This is a genomic window from Actinomadura bangladeshensis, assembly GCF_004348335.1.
GTDB lineage: Bacteria > Actinomycetota > Actinomycetes > Streptosporangiales > Streptosporangiaceae > Spirillospora > Spirillospora bangladeshensis.
Genome location: NZ_SMJW01000170.1, coordinates 1 through 18,005 on the forward strand (window position 1 = coordinate 1; position 18,005 = coordinate 18,005).

17 protein-coding genes are annotated in these 18,005 nt (G+C 73.0%); 8 read left to right on the forward strand and 9 right to left on the reverse strand.

Features of this window, described 5'->3' with window-relative positions:
- The first annotated feature begins 123 nt into the window (after positions 1 to 123).
- From hutH to E1284_RS27510, 6 genes are all read left to right on the forward strand, one after another.
- On the forward strand, positions 124 to 1,668 hold the full coding sequence (gene hutH / locus E1284_RS27485; RefSeq protein ID WP_131943044.1) for a histidine ammonia-lyase: 1,545 nt from the start codon (positions 124 to 126) through the stop codon (positions 1,666 to 1,668).
- 13 nt (positions 1,669 to 1,681) lie between these two features.
- Positions 1,682 to 3,331, forward strand: a complete 1,650-nt coding sequence (gene hutU / locus E1284_RS27490) for a urocanate hydratase (RefSeq protein ID WP_131943045.1) — start codon at positions 1,682 to 1,684, stop codon at positions 3,329 to 3,331.
- A 68-nt stretch (positions 3,332 to 3,399) separates the two neighbouring features.
- Positions 3,400 to 4,599, forward strand: a complete 1,200-nt coding sequence (locus tag E1284_RS27495) for an allantoate amidohydrolase (protein ID WP_243714777.1) — start codon at positions 3,400 to 3,402, stop codon at positions 4,597 to 4,599.
- Positions 4,600 to 4,609: 10 nt separating this feature from the next.
- Entirely contained in the window at positions 4,610 to 5,965 is a 1,356-nt protein-coding gene (locus E1284_RS27500; protein ID WP_131943046.1) for a formimidoylglutamate deiminase, read from the forward strand.
- The gene (hutI, locus tag E1284_RS27505) at positions 5,962 to 7,191 is read left to right on the forward strand and encodes an imidazolonepropionase (protein WP_131943047.1); all 1,230 of its coding nucleotides are present in this window, start codon (positions 5,962 to 5,964) and stop codon (positions 7,189 to 7,191) included. Before E1284_RS27500 ends, hutI begins: the two co-directional genes overlap by 4 nt.
- On the forward strand, positions 7,154 to 7,693 hold the full coding sequence (locus tag E1284_RS27510; RefSeq protein WP_131943048.1) for a ferritin-like domain-containing protein: 540 nt from the start codon (positions 7,154 to 7,156) through the stop codon (positions 7,691 to 7,693). Before hutI ends, E1284_RS27510 begins: the two co-directional genes overlap by 38 nt.
- Before the next feature lie 10 nt (positions 7,694 to 7,703).
- On the opposite strand, the gene E1284_RS27515 is transcribed toward E1284_RS27510, so the two are convergent.
- The 4 genes from E1284_RS27515 to E1284_RS27530 all read right to left on the reverse strand — a co-directional run bounded on the left by E1284_RS27515 (position 7,704) and on the right by E1284_RS27530 (position 10,991).
- Positions 7,704 to 8,126, reverse strand: a complete 423-nt coding sequence (locus E1284_RS27515) for a hypothetical protein (RefSeq protein WP_131943049.1) — start codon at positions 8,124 to 8,126, stop codon at positions 7,704 to 7,706.
- A gap of 113 nt (positions 8,127 to 8,239) precedes the next feature.
- Positions 8,240 to 8,734 carry a flavin reductase family protein gene (locus E1284_RS27520; protein WP_131943059.1) on the reverse strand — a complete coding sequence of 165 codons (495 nt, stop codon included), beginning with the start codon at positions 8,732 to 8,734 and terminating at the stop codon, positions 8,240 to 8,242.
- Positions 8,719 to 10,422: a signal peptide peptidase SppA gene (sppA, locus tag E1284_RS27525; protein ID WP_131943050.1), complete on the reverse strand. Its 1,704-nt coding sequence runs from the start codon at positions 10,420 to 10,422 to the stop codon at positions 8,719 to 8,721. The genes E1284_RS27520 and sppA overlap by 16 nt, the downstream gene beginning before the upstream one ends.
- Positions 10,423 to 10,502: 80 nt before the next feature.
- Positions 10,503 to 10,991, reverse strand: a complete 489-nt coding sequence (locus E1284_RS27530) for a PaaI family thioesterase (RefSeq protein WP_243714779.1) — start codon at positions 10,989 to 10,991, stop codon at positions 10,503 to 10,505.
- Between the two features lie 100 nt (positions 10,992 to 11,091).
- Between E1284_RS27530 and E1284_RS27535 the strand changes: the two genes are divergently transcribed.
- Positions 11,092 to 11,949, forward strand: a complete 858-nt coding sequence (locus E1284_RS27535; RefSeq protein WP_131943052.1) for an NUDIX domain-containing protein — start codon at positions 11,092 to 11,094, stop codon at positions 11,947 to 11,949.
- 10 nt (positions 11,950 to 11,959) lie between these two features.
- Here E1284_RS27535 and E1284_RS27540 read toward each other — a convergent pair whose 3' ends face one another.
- The 3 genes from E1284_RS27540 to E1284_RS27550 form a co-directional block, all read right to left on the reverse strand.
- A complete protein-coding gene (locus tag E1284_RS27540) occupies positions 11,960 to 12,313 on the reverse strand; it encodes an ACT domain-containing protein (protein WP_131943053.1) in 354 nt (117 codons plus the stop codon).
- 26 nt (positions 12,314 to 12,339) lie between these two features.
- Positions 12,340 to 14,571: a 1,4-alpha-glucan branching protein GlgB gene (gene glgB, locus E1284_RS27545; protein WP_131943054.1), complete on the reverse strand. Its 2,232-nt coding sequence runs from the start codon at positions 14,569 to 14,571 to the stop codon at positions 12,340 to 12,342.
- 429 nt (positions 14,572 to 15,000) lie between these two features.
- Entirely contained in the window at positions 15,001 to 15,219 is a 219-nt protein-coding gene (locus E1284_RS27550; protein WP_131943055.1) for a hypothetical protein, read from the reverse strand.
- A 201-nt stretch (positions 15,220 to 15,420) separates the two neighbouring features.
- On the opposite strand from E1284_RS27550, the gene E1284_RS27555 reads away from it, so the two are divergent.
- The gene (locus E1284_RS27555; RefSeq protein WP_131943056.1) at positions 15,421 to 16,179 is read left to right on the forward strand and encodes a GntR family transcriptional regulator; all 759 of its coding nucleotides are present in this window, start codon (positions 15,421 to 15,423) and stop codon (positions 16,177 to 16,179) included.
- A gap of 18 nt (positions 16,180 to 16,197) precedes the next feature.
- On the opposite strand, the gene E1284_RS27560 is transcribed toward E1284_RS27555, so the two are convergent.
- Together E1284_RS27560 and E1284_RS27565 are read right to left on the reverse strand one after the other, a co-directional pair.
- On the reverse strand, positions 16,198 to 17,625 hold the full coding sequence (locus tag E1284_RS27560) for a maltokinase N-terminal cap-like domain-containing protein (protein WP_131943057.1): 1,428 nt from the start codon (positions 17,623 to 17,625) through the stop codon (positions 16,198 to 16,200).
- A 2-nt stretch (positions 17,626 to 17,627) separates the two neighbouring features.
- Positions 17,628 to 18,005, reverse strand: a 378-nt coding sequence (locus E1284_RS27565; protein WP_207923982.1) for an alpha-glucosidase C-terminal domain-containing protein, incomplete at its 5' end; no start/stop codon positions are given.

Here is an 18,005-nt window from a genome sequence, read left to right on the forward strand (position 1 = left end):
GAGCACAGCCAGGGCGCGGCGGGCGGCGGGGACCTGGGGCACGGGCCCATTGTCTCGTATCTGAGACAGATGGCGGCGTGCGGGGGTGGGACCGGCGCGCGGCGACCGGGTCCAATGGTGGGTATGGGTGTTCCTATGGTTGAGGTCGGGCCGGAGGCGCTGACGTTCGCGCAGGTCGTCGCCGTCGCGCGGGACGGTGCGCGGGTCGTGCTGACCGATGAGGCGCTGAAGCTGATCGGGGAGGCGCGGGCCCATATCGAGGAGCTGTCGGCCCGTCCCACACCTGTCTACGGGGTGTCGACCGGGTTCGGGGCGCTCGCCACGCGGCACATCGCCCCCGAGTTGCGCGACCAGTTGCAGCTCAACATCGTGCGGTCGCATGCCGCCGGGTCGGGGCCCGAGGTCGAGCGGGAGGTCGTCCGGGCGCTGATGCTGCTCAGGCTGCGGACGCTCGCCACCGGACGGACGGGGGTCCAGCCCACGACGGCCCGGACGCTCGCCGCCCTGCTCAACGCCGGCATCACTCCGCAGGTCTTCGAGTACGGCAGCCTCGGGTGCTCCGGTGACCTCGCGCCGCTCGCCCATGTCGCGCTCGCGCTGATCGGCGAAGGGTCGGTCAGGGACGCGGACGGTGGGCTGAAGCCGGCTGCCGACGCGCTCGGCGCGGCCGGGATCGCGCCGGTCAAGCTCGCGGCCAAGGAGGGGCTCGCCCTCCTCAACGGGACCGACGGGATGCTCGGCATGCTCGTCCTCGCCATGGAGGACCTGCGGCGGCTGCTCCGGGCGGCCGACGTCGCCGCCGCCATGACCGTCGAGGCCCTCCTCGGGACGGACCGCGTCTTCGCCGCCGACCTGCAGGCGCTCAGGCCCCACCCCGGGCAGGCCGCGAGCGCCGCGAACCTGCGGGCGCTGCTCGCCGCGTCCGAGATCATGGAATCGCACCGCGGGCCCGACTGCACCCGCGTCCAGGACGCCTACTCGCTGCGCTGCGCGCCCCAGGTGAACGGCGCGGCGCGCGACACGCTGGAGCACGCCGAACTGGTCGCCGGACGGGAGATGGCGTCCGCCATCGACAACCCCGTGGTGCTGCCGGACGGGCGCGTCGAGTCCAACGGCAACTTCCACGGCGCGCCCATCGCGTACGTGCTCGACTTCCTCGCCGTGCCGGTCGCCGACGTCGCGTCCATGTCGGAGCGGCGCACCGACCGGATGCTCGACAAGGGACGGTCCGGAGGGCTGCCCGCCTTCCTCGCCGACGACCCCGGCGTCGACTCCGGGCACATGATCGCCCAGTACACGCAGGCCGGGATCGTGTCGGAGCTGAAGCGCCTCGCCGCCCCGGCGAGCGCCGACTCGATCCCCAGCTCGGCCATGCAGGAGGACCACGTCTCGATGGGCTGGAACGCGGCCCGCAAGCTGCGCAGGGCCGTGGACGGCCTCGCGCAGGTGATCGCCATCGAGATCCTCACCGCCGCGCGGGCGCTGGACCTGCGCACCCCGCTGCGTCCCGGCCCGGCCACCGGCGCCGTCGTCGCGAAGCTGCGCGAGGCCGTCCCGTCGCCGGGCCCGGACCGCTACCTCGCCCCCGAGATCGCCGCCGCCACCGCGCTGGTGCGGGACGGCTCCCTCATCGCCGCCGCCGAAGCCGTCACCGGCCCCCTCTCCTAAGGAGCACCCCGAGATGTCCGGTCCCCGACCCGTCCGCGCGCCGCGCGGCACCGCGCTCACCGCGAAGGGCTGGCCGCAGGAGGCCGCCCTCCGCATGATCCAGAACAACCTCGACCCCGAGGTCGCCGAGCACCCCGACGAACTGGTCGTCTACGGCGGTTCCGGGAAGGCGGCCCGGAGCTGGGACGCCTTCGACGGCATCGTCCGGTCCCTGTCGGACCTGGAGGGGGACGAGACGCTGCTCGTCCAGTCCGGCAAGCCGGTCGGGATCTTCCGGACGCACGAGTGGGCGCCGCGCGTGCTCATCGCGAACTCCAACCTCGTCCCGCAGTGGGCGACCTGGGAGGAGTTCCGCCGGCTGGAGTCGCTCGGCCTGACGATGTTCGGCCAGATGACCGCCGGGTCGTGGATCTACATCGGGACGCAGGGCATCCTCCAGGGCACCTACGAGACGTTCGCGGCCGTCGCCGAGAAGCGGTTCGGCGGCACCCTCTCCGGGACCGTCACGCTGACCGCCGGGCTCGGCGGGATGGGCGGCGCGCAGCCCCTCGCCGTCACGATGAACGGCGGCGTCGCGATCTGCGTCGAGTGCGACCCGTCCCGGATCGAGCGGCGCGTCGCGCACCGGTACTGCGACGTCGCGGCCGACTCGCTGGACGAGGCGCTGCGCCTCGCCGAGGAGGCCAGGGCCGCGCGGCGCCCGCTGTCGATCGCCGTGCTCGGAAACGCCGCCGACATCGTCCCCGAACTGCTGCGGCGCGGTGCGCCGATCGACATCGTCACCGACCAGACCAGCGCGCACGACCCGCTGATGTACCTGCCGAGCGGCGTCGCGTTCGAGGACATGGCCGCCGAGCGCGACAAGGACCGGGACGGCTTCATCGCCAAGGCCCGCGCCTCCATGGCCGCGCACGTCGAGGCGATGGTCGGGTTCCAGGACGCGGGCGCCGAGGTCTTCGACTACGGCAACTCCATCCGCGGTGAGGCGCAGCTCGCCGGGTACGCGCGGGCGTTCGAGTTCCCCGGGTTCGTGCCCGCCTACATCCGGCCGCTGTTCTGCGAAGGCAAGGGGCCGTTCCGGTGGGCGGCGCTGTCGGGCGATCCGAAGGACATCGCCCGCACCGACAAGGCGATCCTCGACCTGTTCCCCGACAACGAGCCGCTGACCCGCTGGATCCGGATGGCGGGGGAGAAGGTGCACTTCCAGGGCCTGCCGTCCCGGATCTGCTGGCTCGGCTACGGCGAGCGCGACAAGGCCGGCGCCGTCTTCAACGACCTGGTGGCGCGCGGCGAGATCAGCGCGCCGATCGTGCTCGGCCGCGACCACCTCGACTGCGGCTCCGTCGCCAGCCCGTACCGGGAGACCGAGGGCATGAAGGACGGCTCCGACGCGATCGCCGACTGGCCGCTGCTGAACGCCATGCTCAACACCGCGTCCGGCGCGACGTGGGTGTCCATCCACCACGGCGGCGGCGTCGGGATCGGCCGGTCCATCCACGCGGGGCAGGTCTGCGTGGCGGACGGAACGCCCCTCGCCGGCGAGAAGCTCCAGCGCGTCCTGACCAACGACCCCGGCACCGGCGTCATGCGGCACGTAGACGCCGGCTACGACCGCGCCGCCGAGGTCGCCGACGAGCGCAACGTCCGCATCCCGATGCGTTGAGCTGCGGCGTGTTGTTGTTATGCGGGCCCGCATAACAACAACACGCCGCAAGTGAACGGAGGAATGGCGTGGGTTTCGAGGAGATGTGGGCGGCGCTGCTGCCGGTCGGGCGGGACGAGGCGACCGGCGGCTACCACCGGTTCGCGTGGACGCCGCCGGAGCTGGAGTGCCGCGCCTGGTTCCTGGACGAGGCGCGCCGCCGCGACCTCGAGGTGGAGCACGACGGCAACGGCAACATGTTCGCCTGGTGGCTCCCCGAGGACGGGACACGGGGCGGCGCCGTCCTGACCGGCAGCCATCTCGACTCCGTCCCCGGCGGCGGAGCGTTCGACGGGCCGCTCGGCATCGTGTCGGCGTTCGCGGCGGTCGACCGGCTCAGGGAGCGGGGCGTCCGCCCCGTCCGGCCGATCGGGATCGGGGCGTTCGCCGAGGAGGAGGGCGCGAGGTTCGGTGTGGCCTGCCTGGGGTCGCGCCTGCTCACCGGGGCGATCGACCCGGCGCGGGCGCGCGCCCTGACCGACGGCGACGGCCACACGTTCGCCGAGGTCATGCACAACGCCGGCCTCGACCCGGAGGCGATCGGCCCGGACGACGACCTCCTCGGACGTATCGCCTGCTACATCGAACTCCACGTCGAGCAGGGAAGGGCCCTGGACGTGCCGGTCGGGGTCGCTAGTTCGATCGTCCCGCACGGCCGGTGGCGGTTCGGCTTCACCGGCGAGGGCAACCACGCCGGGACGACCGCGCTCGCCGACCGCCGCGACCCCATGCTGCCGTTCGCCCGCATGGTCATCGCCGCCCGCGAGGCCGCCGAGCGCAACGGCGCGGTCGCGACCGTCGGGAAGGTCAACGTCGTGCCGGGCGGGGTGAACGCGATCGCCTCGTCCGTCACCGCCTGGCTGGACGCCCGGGGCCCGGCCGACGACGCCGTCCGCCGCACCGTGAAGGAGGTCGACGAGGCCGCGCGCGTCGCCGCGCGCCCGCACCGGGTCAGCGTCGACCTCGCCGAGGAGTCCTACACCGAGATCGTCGACTTCAACCTCGCGCTGCGCGACCGGATCGGGGCGGCGCTCGGCGGCGCGCCCGTCCTGCCGACCGGCGCCGGGCACGACGCGGGCGTCCTGTCGGCCCGGCTGCCGGCCGCGATGCTGTTCGTCCGGAACCCGACCGGGATCTCGCACGCCCCCGCCGAGTTCGCCGAACCGGCGGACTGCCTGGCGGGCGTGGAGGCCCTTACCGCGGTACTGGACGACCTGGCGCGCGGGTAAGGATCCGGATATGCAGTGGCATGCCCAGTTCGCCTGGCTCGGTGACGGCGTGGCGGCCGACGTGCTCATCGAGGCCGACGGCGAGCGGATCACCAGCATCGAGGCCGGCGTCCCGTCCGCCCCCCACGCCCAGCGGCTGCCCGGCCTCACGCTCCCGGGCCTCGCCAACGCCCACTCCCACGCCTTCCACCGCGCGCTCCGCTCCCGCGTCCAGGCCCACTCCGGGACGTTCTGGACGTGGCGGGAGCAGATGTACAAGGTCGCCGACCGGCTGGACCCCGACTCCTACCGCGCCCTCGCGACCGCCGTGTTCGCCGAGATGGCCCTCGCCGGGATCAGCTGCGTCGGCGAGTTCCACTACCTGCACCACCGGCCGGGCGGCGCCCCCTACGCCAACCCCAACGCGATGGGGGAGGCACTGATCGCGGCGGCCGCCGACGCCGGCATCCGGATCACCCTCCTCGACACCTGCTACCTCACCGGCGGCATCGGCCGCCCCCTCAAGGGCCCGCAGTTGCGCTTCGGCGACGGCACCGCCGGCAACTGGGCGCGCCGCGTCGACACCCTCTACGAGCAGACGGACAAGGCGAGGCGGCTGCACGCCCGCGTCGGCGCCGCGATCCACTCCGTCCGGGCGGTGCCGCGCGAGCAGCTCCGCGCCGTCGCGGCCTGGGCGAAGGAGCACCGGGCGCCGCTGCACGTCCACCTGTCGGAGCAGCCCGCCGAGAACGAGGCGTGCCAGGACGCCTACGGCATGACACCCGCGCGGCTGCTCGCCGAGGCGGGGGCGCTCGGCGCGCTCACCACCGCCGTCCACGCCACCCACCTCACCGAGGAGGACATCGGCCTCCTCGGCACGACCATGACCGGCGTGTGCATGTGCCCGACCACCGAACGCGACCTCGCCGACGGCATCGGCCCCGCCCGGGCCCTCGCGGACGCGGGCGTCCCGATCTGCCTCGGCTCCGACCAGCACGCCGTCATCGACCTGTTCGAGGAGGCCCGCGCCGTCGAGCTGGACGAGCGCCTCCGCACCCGGTCCCGCGGCCACTGGACGGCCGGTGAACTGCTCGCCGCCGCCACCTCCAACGGCCACTACGGGCTCGGCTGGCCCGAGGCGGGACGCCTGGAACCCGGCGCGTACGCGGACCTGGTCACCGTCGACCTCGGCTCCGTCCGCACCGCCGGCGCCGCACCCGGCTACGCCGCCGAGGCCGCGGTCTTCGCCGCGACGGCCGCCGACGTCCGGCACGTCGTGGTCTCCGGGCGCCCGATCGTCCACGACGGCCGCCACCTGCTCATCGACGACGTACCGGCGGCCCTCGCCGAAGCCGTCACCGCCGCCACCCGGGAGGAGCCTGCTTGAGCACGGTCATCACGAACATCGGGGAGCTCGTCACCAACGACCCCGCCACCGGCGGCGGCCTCGGCATCGTCCGCGGCGCCGCCCTGGTGATGGACGGCGGCAGGGTCGCCTGGACGGGCCCGGCATCCGCCGCGCCCGCCGCCGACGAGTCGTTCGACGCCGCCGGACGGGCCGTTCTCCCCGGCTTCGTGGACTCCCACGCCCACCTGGTCTTCGCCGGCGAGCGCGCCGAGGAGTTCGCGGCCCGGATGAGCGGCCGCCCCTACGCCGCGGGCGGAATCAGGACCACCGTCGAACGCACCCGCGCCGCGTCCGACGACGACCTGCGCGCGAACCTGCGCCGCCTCATCGGCGAGATGGCCCGCCAGGGCACCACCACGGTCGAATGCAAATCCGGCTACGGCCTCACGGTCGAGCAGGAGGAACGCGCCGTGCGCATCGCCGCCGAACTCGCCGACGAGGTGACGTACCTGGGCGCCCACGTCGTCCCCACCGAGTACAAGGACGACGCCTCCGCCTACGCGCACCTGGCCGCGACCGACATGCTCGCGGCCTGCGCCCCGCACGCCCGCTGGGTGGACGTCTTCTGCGAGGAGGGCGCGTTCGACGCGGACCAGACCCGCGAGATCCTCCAAGCGGGCATCAAGGCGGGCCTGAGCCCCCGCCTCCACGCGAACCAGCTCACCCAAGGCCCTGCCGTGCAACTCGCCGTCGAACTGGACGCCGCCTCAGCCGACCACTGCACCTTCCTGAGCGACGCCGACATCGACGCACTGGCCGCGTCCCAGACGGTCGCGACCCTCCTGCCCGGCGTCGAGTTCTCCACGCGCCAGCCCTACCCCGACGCCCGCCGCCTCCTGGACGCCGGAGCGACCGTCGCGCTCGCCACCGACTGCAACCCGGGCTCCTGCTACAGCTCCAGCATGGCGTTCTGCGTCGCCGTGGCCGTCCGCGACATGCGCATGACCCCGGCCGAGGCCGTCTGGTCCGCCACCGCCGGCGGCGCCCGCGCCCTCCGCCGCACCGACGTGGGCCACCTCGGCGTCGGCGCCCGCGCGGACGTCCACGTCCTGGACGCCCCGTCCCACATCCACCTGGCCTACCGCCCCGGCGTTCCGCAGACCCACGCCGTGTGGAAGGCGGGCCGCCGGGTAGAGGGTCCGCATCAGTCGACTGTGGAGGCCCCCTATGGCGGAATTCCTGACGGACATCAAGACCCTGCGTGAGCGTGCCCGGCAGGAGATCGACAAAGGACCGATCACCGAGGCGTACGGCGCGGACGTCGACCGCGTGATCCAGGTGTGCAACGAGGCCCTCGCGACCGAGATCGTCTGCACGCTGCGCTACAAGCGGCACTACTACACGGCCACCGGCATCCACGCCGAAGCCGTCGCCGGAGAGTTCCTGGAGCACGCGGCCGAGGAGCAGCAGCACGCCGACATGCTGGCGGAGCGGATCGTCCAGCTCGGCGGCGACCCGGACTTCTCGCCCGACACGCTCACCACCCGCGCGCACGCCGAGTACGACGCCAGCCTCGACCTCGTCGAGATGATCAAGGAGGACCTGGTCGCGGAGCGGATCGCCATCGCCTCCTACACCGAGATCGTCCAGTGGCTCGGCGACGGCGATCCGACGACCAAGCGCGTCTTCGAGCGCATCCTCGCCCAGGAGGAGGAGCACGCCGACGACCTGCGCGGCCTCCTGGAACGCCTCCCGAAGACCACCTGACCCGCCCGGGTCAGCCGGGTGGCCCCCGGCGGAGGCGGCGGTGAGCCGCCTTGCCGGAGCTCACCGACCCCATTGCGGCGATGGCCGTCATGAAGGAGTTCATCACTATGCCGAAGAGGCTCGTGCCGGTGGCCACGGACGGATCGTCACGCAGGTAGCGGACCCGCACGGTGTTCCCAGAACTCTTGCCCAGGTCGGCCTTTGGTATTTCGGTACGGATCGTCCGGCCGTCCAAGGTTTTGAACTCGACGGTCGCGTTCTCCGACAGCGTGGGGTCATCGACGATCACCGCGGAGGTCTCGATCCCCGACGTGTGAACTTTGTACAACAGCGAGCCGGAACCGACCGCGACGAGAGCCAGAACAACGGCCAGGGCGGCGAAGAGCACGCCTCGCGCACGCGTCCGCACGATGAACCGCTTCGGCCCGCTCATACATTCGACGGTAAGCGAGCCGGCGGCGAGTGATCACGTGCCCGGCGGCCGGTTGCGGACAGCATGAGGCCACCAGGCACGGTGCCGTGGCGGGTCGGCCGCCGCCGTCCGGGCTAGGGCGGGGTGAGGTAGCGGCGGTTGACCCTGACCAGGGGGGTGCGGTCGCGGACGATGTAGTCGGTGGCGAGGGCCTCGGCCACGAAGAGGGTGTGGTCGCCGGCCTCGATGGCCTGGCGTGTCTCGCACTCCAGGGCGGAGACGCCGGTCTCGGCGATCAGGGCGTCCGAGTGCTCGCCGCGGTGGTGGGGTTCGGCGGCGAGGAGGATGCGGGCGCTCGGGCGGCCCTCGGCGGAGAAGCGGCCCGCCAGCGCGCGCTGGGACGAGGACAGGATCGTCGCGGCCCAGCGCGGGCGGCGGTTCAGGACCTCGCAGAGGTAGGACGACGCCGCCACGCTCGCCAGCACCATGGGCGGGTCCAGCGAGACCGACATGAACGAGGTCACCGTCGTGCCGAGGTCGTCGCGGCCGTCGCGGACGGTCAGCACCACCACGCCCGTGGCGAAGCCCGCGACGGCCTCGACGAAGTCGGTGTTCAGCGGATCTCCCAGGTGCCGGGCAGGGTCAGCGGGCCCGCGGACGGCAGGCCGAGGCGGGCGGCGAGGCCGCCGAGGGAGCCCCAGCCGTCGAAGCGGGCGGACGCGGCGGTGCGGTCCTCGCTGGACTCCGGCGGGCGCAGCCGCTCCAGCGGCGAGGTGTGCGGGTAGACGCGGATCGGCGCGTCGGACGCCAGGCCCGCCTTCTTGCGGGCCAGGTCCAGCGCGGCGTCGACGCCGCCGAGTTCGTCGACGAGGCCGTTGGCCTTGGCGTCCGCGCCCGTCCAGACGCGGCCCCGGGCCAGTTCGTGGACGCGCTCGCGGGGCAGGCCACGGCCCTCGGCGACCTTCGCGGTGAAGTCGTCGTAGATCCGGTCGAGGGAGGCGTTGACCCGCTCCCACTCGGAGTCGCTGAAGTCCTTGGTGGCGCTGAGCATGCGGGCGTGGTCGCCGTCGGCGACGGCGCCGAGGCCGATGCCGACGCGGTCGAGCAGGCCGCTCACCACGGCCTTGCCGACGACGACGCCGATCGAGCCGGTGAGCGTGCCGGGCTGCGCGATGATCGTGTCCGCGGCCATCGACACGTAGTAGCCGCCGGACGCGGCGACGTTGCCCATGGAGACGACGACCGGCTTGCCGGCGCGGCGGGCGAGGACGACCTCGCGCCAGATCGCGTCGGAGGCGACGGCGGAGCCGCCGGGGCTGTCCACCCGGAACACGATGGCCTTGACCCGCTCGTCCTTCACCGCGGCGCGGAACGCGGCGCCGATCGTGTCGGAGCCCATCGCGGGCCCGGAGTTCGGCAGCGGGCCGCCCCGGCCGCTGCGGCCGAGCCGGATCGGGCCGTGCCCGTTGATCAGCGCGACCATGTCCTGCCGGCCGGGCTGCGGGAGGCGGCTCGCGAGGCCGTGCGCGCGGTTGTAGCGGGCGACGAAGCGCAGCTGCGCCTCGTCGCCGAACTCCGCGCGCAGATCGGCGTAGACCTCGTCGCGGTAGGCGAGGCGGTCGACGAGCTTCTCCTGCAGGGCCTCGTCGGCGAGGAACGGGCCGCGGTCGACCAGCGCGCGGACCTCGTCCTCGGTCAGGCCGCGGGCGGCGGCGATCCCGGCGGCGATCTGCTCGCCGAGCGAGGTGACGAGGCGCTTGGAGGACTCCTCGTGCTCGGGCGTGTAGGTCTTCTCCATGAACGTGTTCGCCATGGTCTTGTACTCGTACCGCTTGGCGAACCGCGGCTGGATGCCCGCCTTCTCCAGGGCGCCCGCGAAGAACGGCTCCTCCAGGGCGACGCCGGTCAGCCCGACCTCGCCGGTGGGCTGCAGGTAGACCTTGTCGAACGCGGTGGCCAGGTAGTAGGGCACGGTGCCGCGCCCGCCCTCGCCGTAGGTCTCGGCCCACGCGACGGTGAGCTTGCCCGCGTCCCGCAGCGCCTGGACGGCCTCGCGCAGCTCCTGCACGAGCGCTAGCCCGATGCCCCCGGACACCTTCACGACGAGGGCGCGCACCCGGCTGTCGGAGCGGGCGCGGCGCAGCCCGTCCAGGACGTCCCGCAGGTTCGTCCGGCGCATGGACAGGATCGCCGAGACCGGGTCGGACGGCGGCGTCTCCACGAGGCCCTCGGTGAGGTCGAGTTCGAGGATCAGCGGGGCGGTCCGCCGGTCGCGGGCCTGTTTGATCATGTTGACGACTGTGCCGGGATCCACCATGGCACCAGCCTATGTGCTCGTCCCCGGACCTCCTTGCGCCCTGAGTCCAGCCATTCTCCGACGAAAGGAGGAGGAGGAGGCTAGCGGGCGAACGCCTTGTTCGGGATCACGCTCGCGGACGCCTGCGCGACCGGACGCCCGGCCGTGTCGGTGATCAGCGCGTTGGAGACCATCCGGGTGCCGCCGGGGTGCAGGCACGTCCCGGTCACCGTGTAGGTCCGGCCGGACTGGACGCCGCGCAGGTAGTCGACGTTCAGGTTGAGCGTGAGCATCGGCATGAAGTGCTCGCACGTGCTGCTCGCCGCGAGGCAGACCGCGTTGTCGAGGATCATCGCGATGTAGCCGCCGTGGACGGTGCCGCCGGGGTTGCAGAGCTTGTCCTCGGGCGTCCAGGCGATCTCCACCCGGCCCGGCTCGGCGGACCTGACGGCCTGCCCGATGTACTCGCTGATGTCGGAGATCTCCGGAACCCTCCGGTCCGCCATCGCCTGGATGAAGCCGGCGCCGGACAGCGTGTTCCACAGGTCGGCGGCCTCCTGCAGGGCCTCCGCGCTCGCGTCGACGCTCAACTCACTCTCCCTGGTCACGGTGATCTTCGAATGGTATTCGGTGCGCCGGCGGCGGGCACTGTGCCGTTCGTCACGGGCGTCCGGCGCTATGGTCGGAGGCATGGGCGACGGCGACGGCTGGGCGGGCTGCGGGCAGGGCCACACGCACTGGGGACGGTTCGGTGCCGCGGGCCTGCTGGCCTACCACCGCGACCCCGGCGGCCAGGTGTGGATCCTGCTCCAGCAGCGCGCGTGGTGGGGCATCGGCGGCGGGACGTGGGGCATGTTCGGCGGCGCCCTGCACAGCCACGAGGACGCCGTTACGGGCGCGCTCCGCGAGACCTCCGAGGAGTGCACGCTCGACACCGCGGTGGTGAACGTGCACGGCACCCGCGTCGAGGACCACGGCGGCTGGATGTACACGTCGGTGATGGGGTCGCTGCCCGAGCGCGTCCCCGTGGACGCCGCGTCGCGGGAGACGCGCCGGGCCGAATGGGTGCGGCTCGAAGAGGTCACCGACCGCAAGCTGTTCGAGCCGTTCGCCCGGTCGTGGCCGCGCCTGCAGGACGCGATGAAGCAGCTCGTCCTCGTCGTGGACGCGGCGAACGTCGTCGGCGCCCGCGCCGACGGCTGGTGGAAGGACCGCGCGGGCGCCAACGCGCGGCTCCGCGACGACCTGAAGGCGCTGGACGGCGGGGTGCGGAGCCTGCCCGCCGGCGTCGTCCCGTTCGACCGCTGCTTCCCCGAGGTCGTCATGGTCGTGGAGGGCGCGGCGCGCCGGGTCGCGGACGAGCCGTCCGACGGGGTCAGCGTCGTGGCGGCGCCCGGCAGCGGCGACGACCAGATCGTCGACCTCGTCCAGCGGGCCGGGCCCGACACCGCGCACCTGGTGGTCACGGCCGACCGGGAGCTGCGCGCCCGCTGCGAGGAGGCCGGCGCGGCCGTGACCGGCCCGCGCTGGCTGCTCGAACGCCTCTAGCCCGGCTCCGCTAGACCTCCACCCGGTGGCCCGCGCCGCGCAGCGCCGCCGTCGCGTCCTCCGACCGGTGCTCGGGCACGAGGACGAGGTCGGCGTGGTAGGTCGACGCGACGAAGACGGGTATCCCGGCGTCGGCGAGCGGCCCCACGAGCGCGGCCAGCATCCCCGGCACGTCCAGGCCGTGGCCCGCGTCGCCGTAGAAGCCGACCCAGCGCTCCGCCTCGGTGTAGGGCGAGGCGTCCCGGACGATGGTGAGGCCCTCCGGGGCGCGCACCAGCGCGATCCACTCGTCGTCCTCGGGGAACGTGGCGTGCGGCAGATGCTCGACCGTGAACTGGCCGGGGACGATGTGCAGGCGCTGCATGCGCCCACCCTAGTCAGCCGCCGCTCCTACTCGGGGACGAGCCAGACCGCGCCCAGCGGCGGCACGCGCAGCACCGCGGACGCGGGCAGCCCGTGGCACGGGTCGCCGGCCGCCTCGACGCGGCCCATGTTGCCGACGCCGCTGCCGCCGTACTCGTAGGCGTCGGTGTTGACGGCCTCGCGCCAGCCGCCCGCGCGGGGGAGGCCCAGCCGGTAGCCCTCGTGCGGGTTCCCGGCGAAGTTGACGACGCACGCCACGACCGGCGGTTCGCCGTCACCCTGGGGCGTCCCGTAGCGCAGGTAGGAGAGGGTGTTGCCGCCCGCGTCGTTGCCGTCGATCCAGCGGAACCCCTCGTGGTCGCTGTCGCGCGTCCACAGGGCGGGCTCGGCCTGGTAGGTGCGGTTCAGGTCGCGGACGAGCTTCTGCAGCCCGAGGTGGTTGGCGCCCTCGGCGGCGTTCTCCAGCAGCCACCAGTCGAGCGGGCGCTCCTCCGCCCATTCGGCGCCCTGCCCGAACTCCTGGCCCATGAACAGCAGCTGCTTGCCGGGATGCGACCACATGTAGGCGAGCAGGGCGCGCAGCCCCGCGAACTGCTGCCAGGCGTCGCCCGGCATCTTGCTCAGCAGCGACCCCTTGCCGTGGACGACCTCGTCGTGCGACAGCGGCAGGACGTAGTTCTCCGAGAACGCGTACACCAGCGAGAACGTGATCTCGTTGTGGTGGTAGTGCCGGAACACGGGCTCGTGGCGCAGGTATTCGAGCGTGTCGTGCATCCAGCCCATGTTCCACTTGAACCCGAAGCCGAGCCCGCCGAGATGGGTCGGGCGCGACACGCCCGGCCACGCCGTCGACTCCTCCGCGATCGTCATGATGCCGGGGTTGCGCTTGTAGACCGTCGCGTTCATCTCCTGCAGAAAGGAGATGGCCTCCAGGTTCTCCCGGCCGCCGTAGATGTTCGGCGACCACTCGCCCTCGTTGCGCGAGTAGTCGAGGTACAGCATCGAGGCCACGGCGTCCACGCGCAGGCCGTCGATGTGGAACTCCTCCAGCCAGAACGACGCGTTCGCCACCAGGAAGTTGCGGACTTCGGCGCGCCCGAAGTTGAACACCAGCGTGCCCCAGTCGGGGTGCTCGCCGCGCGCCGGATCGTCGTGCTCGTACAGGGCGGTGCCGTCGAAGCGCGCCAGGGCCCACTCGTCCTTGGGGAAGTGGGCCGGCACCCAGTCCATGATGACGCCGATGCCCGCCTGGTGGAGGCGGTCGATGAGGTAGCGGAAGTCGTCCGGGCCGCCGAACCGTGACGTCGGCGCGTAGTAGGACGTGACCTGGTAGCCCCAGGACGGGCCATAGGGGTGCTCGGTCACCGGCAGCAGCTCGACGTGCGTGAAGCCCATGTCGCGCACGTACTCGGTGAGTTCCTCCGCCAGTTCCCTGTAGCCGAGCCCGGGGCGCCACGACCCGAGGTGCACCTCGTACGCGCTCATGGGTTCGTGCAGCCAGTCGTGCTCCTTGCGGCCGTCCATCCACTCGCCGTCGCCCCACTCGTAGGTCGAGGTGAACACACGCGACGCCGTCGCCGGGGGACGTTCCGTCCACTGCGCCATGGGATCGGCCTTGGTGCGCCACACGCCGTCCGCGCCGAGGATCTCGTACTTGTAGCACATGCCGTCGCCCACGCCCGGGACGAACAGCTCCCAGATGCCGGTGGAGCCGAGCGACCGCATCGGGTGGGCGCGGCCGTCCCAGTGGTTGAAGTCGCCGACCACGCGCACGCCGCGCGCCGTCGGCGCCCACACGGCGAAGCCCGTCCCGTGGACGGTGCCGAACGCGGACGCGTAGGAGCGGGTCCGCGCGCCGAGCGCCCGCCACAACTCCTCGTGCCGCCCCTCGCCGATCAGGTGCAGGTCGAGTTCGCCGAGCGTCGGCAGATGCCGGTAGGGGTCGTCCTGGATCGTCTCGACGCCGTCCCCGTAGGTGACGGCGAGCCGGTAGTCGGGGACGGCGAGCGGCGCCGTCCGCTCGTCGCCGTCCGCGAACGACGCGTCCGCCGGGAGCGTGCTCCGGAACAGGCCCTGGTGGAAGTGCCGGAGCGGGTGCCTGTCCCCGTTCGGCAGGACGACCTCGACCTTCTCCGCCAGGGGCCGCAGGGCCCGCACCGTCACGCCGTCCTTGCCCGGATGCGCCCCGAGGACGCCGTGCGGATCGTGGTGGTCGCCGCCGACGAGCCGGTCGATCTCCGCGCGCGTCACCCGTGCCATGACCTCATGGCCTCCCGTCACTGAGCTTTTACCTCTGTAGAGGTGCCCCGAGACGAGGCGCTCTCACATACCGGGCCGACCTGTTTCCACGAGCTTGACGTTCAAGATCGCCACCGGCCTCCGAGCTGCGGTGATCCGTTGGATGGCGGTGGATGGTGGCGGGTGGGGGCTGGAGGACGGTGGGTCGCACGGGCGGTTCGACGTTTTCGTCGAGGGGTCGCACCGAAGGGCGCCGCCCGTGCGGCCACGTCTACCGCGCGCCGTCCCTCCGGGGAACGGCGGCCTCGCCCCAGGGGTGACATCGACCCCACCGCCCAGGGATCCATTCCTGTGTCACCTGAGCGACACAGGTACCTGCCGTACCGGAGCGCCCCGGCCCGGTCCGCCCCCGCTCGCGGACCGGGCCGCGCCGTTCCCCATGGCGTCCGTTCACCTCTCCTCGCGTCCCCCGCGCGGCTGCTCGGCGAGCAGCAGCCGGAGCCCCGCGGAGTCGTCCGCCGCCACCGTCATCGCACATCCCGCCTGGAGTTCGGCGTCGGTGAGGTCGCCGCTGCGGGTCGCGTACCAGCGGCCCGCGTCGCTGCGCCACACCTGCCAGCCCGGAAACTCTCCCTCGATGGCCGCCTTCAAGTCCTCGAAGTCGCCCATCAAGGTCGTCCCTTCCCCGAGGCCGTTCTTCTGTATACAAAAGTCTTACTTGGTCTAAGAGGTGTCAAGCTGTCCGTAAGCGGACCGTGCCCTCGGGGATAGCGCGTGGAAGGTATGGATGGCCGGGAGGGACGAACCAGGATCGAACGCCGGGTCGGACGCGGTTCGAACGCGGCGTAACCGAGTTGGGAGGTGACGCCGGTGCCGGACCGCCCCGCCTACCTGCGCATCGCCGACACGCTCCGGGAGGGCATCCGGGACGGCAGCCTGCCGCAGGGGTCCCGGCTGCCGACGATCGCGGAGCTGTGCGAGACCCACGGCGTCTCGGAGATCGTCGTCCGGCAGGCGGTCGCGCTGCTGCGCGGGGAGGGGCTCGTCGAGACCCGCCGCGGCGGCGGAACCCTCGTCAAGGTCGTCCCGCCGGCGCGCCGCGTCGCGATGGACCGGTACCGCGCGGTGACCCGGCCGCTCGCGGTCCCCGAGACCACCTTCACCCGCGACCAGAGGATCACCTGGGCGGAGTACCGGCTCGACAAGGAGTTCACCCGGGTGCGGGCGGACGACGAGCTGGGCGCGCTGTTCGAGCTGCCCGCCGGCACCGAGCTGCTGCGCCGCCGGTTCGTCTTCCACGCGCGCGGCGAACCGCAGCAGATCTCCGTCAACTACCTGCCGTGGGACCTCGTCGGCGAGACGCCCGTCTCCGACCCGGCGCGCGAGCCGTGGCCCGGCGGGACGCTCGCGCAGCTCGCCTACCTCGGGCATCCGCCGGTCCGGGTGGAGGAGTCGGTCCGGTCCCGGATGCCGACGCCCGAGGAGGCGGAGACGCTCCGGATGACCGGCGGGGTGCCGGTCCTCGGCATCACCCGCCGGATGCTGGCGCGGGACGGCGTGATGGAGGTCTGCCGGGAGATCGTGCTGCCCGCCGACCGCGTCGTCCTCGACTACTCGATCGACCTGTGACCCCGGCGGGGGCGCGGGTCAGCCGGCCGGCCGGGCCAGCGAGCGCAGCGGGACGGGCAGCCAGGCGGGGCGGTTGCGCGCCTCGTACCGGACCTCGTAGACCGCCTTGTCGAGCTCGAAGGCCCGCACCAGCGCCGCGTGCGCCGCGGGGTCGGGCCCGCCGGCGGCCGCGTAGCCCTCGCAGAACGCCGTCCGGTTGCGCTCCGCCCACGTCTGCGCGCGCCGCTCCAGCGTGCCGGCGGTGTCGGCGGGCAGGCCGCCGTCCCGGGCGAGCAGGAACCGCGCCGCGTACTCGAAGGAGCGCAGCATGCCGGCGACGTCGCGCAGCGGGTGGCCGAGGGCGCGGCGCGCCGCGGGGTCGCGGGCCGGTTCGCCCTCGAAGTCGAGCAGGAACCAGCCGGCGTCGGTGCGCATGGCCTGGCCGAGGTGGTAGTCGCCGTGGATCCGCTGGAACGGCAGCGACGCCGCGTCGGCGGCGACCCGGTCGAACACCTCGCGGATCGCGTGCGCGTGCGGGCGCAGCTCGGGGACGGCGGCGGTGACCTGGTCGAGCTGCTCGTTCATCCCGTAGACGATGTCGCGCAGCACCTCGGGCGGCGTCTGCGTCACGCCGAACGCGGCGGCGAGGTCGCGGTGCACCTGCGCGGTGGCCGCGCCGAGCCGCTCGGCCTCGGCGGCGAAGTCGCCGCCGGCGGCGCCGGCGTCGCCGGCCGTGATCTCGGCGGCCGGTCCCGGCGGCGTCGGCTGCGCGAACCAGTCGCGGACGCTGGTGAGCGCGAGCTGCCAGCCGTCGGTCCCGGTGCGCAGGAACTCCGAGAGCATCGCGAGTGTGACCGGCTCGCCGGAGTCCCCGGTGCCGGGGACCAGCTCGATCCAGCCGTGCACGGCCGGGATGTGCTCGCAGCCCTGCCGGGACAGCGCGAGGTTGACCTCCAGGTCGGGGTTGACGCCGGGGGACAGGCGCCGGAACAGCTTGCAGATGTAGGCGTCGTCGAAGATCAGCGAGGTGTTGCTCTGCTCGGCGGAGGCCGGCAGGCCCTCCAGGCCGGTGCGGATGCCGGTGCCGGGGGCGCGGCGGAACTGCAGCGGCCCGACCGCGGTCTCGTCCGCCATGAAGTCGAGCAGGATCGCGGTCAGGTCCGGGTCGTGGACGGCGTCGTAGACGTGCCCGGTGAGCCCCGGTTCGACCTCCGCCCGTCCGATCTCGACGGGCCGCAGCCGCTCGGGCAGCGCGCGCCGGATGCCGAGGAGCAGCTGGTAGTGGTCGACGGCGCCGTTCTGGCGGACGTCGAGGACGAGGTGGTGCAGGGCGGGGTCGCCGGTGCGCAGTTCGGTGGCGGTGCCGATGGACAGCTCGTCGATGGGGACGTCCTTGCCGCCGAACCACCGCTGCCGGGGCAGCCAGTCGGACAGGAGCCGAACGAGGGAAGGGTCGGGCGGCGGCACGGCTACATCACTCCTTCACCCGGGTCGTCCTCGGGCGGTGGCGGAAGCAGGAACCAGTAGAAGCCGTGCCCGGGGAGCGTGAGCAGGTAGGGCAGTTCGCCGATGGCGGGGAACTGGACGCCGCCCATGCACTCGATCGGCGTGGAGCCCCGGAAGCGCCTCAGGTCCAGTTCCACCGGCTGCGGGAAGCGGGACAGGTTGTTCACGCAGAGGACGGTGTCCATGCCGCCCCACTGGTTGCCGTCCCCGCCGTTGATCTCGCGGGTGAAGGCGAGGACGGAGGGGTTGGAGGCGGACAGTTCGACGTAGGAGCCGACGCCGAAGACGGGGTGGCGCTGCCGGATCTCGATCATTGTGCGGGTCCAGTGCAGCAGGCTGCC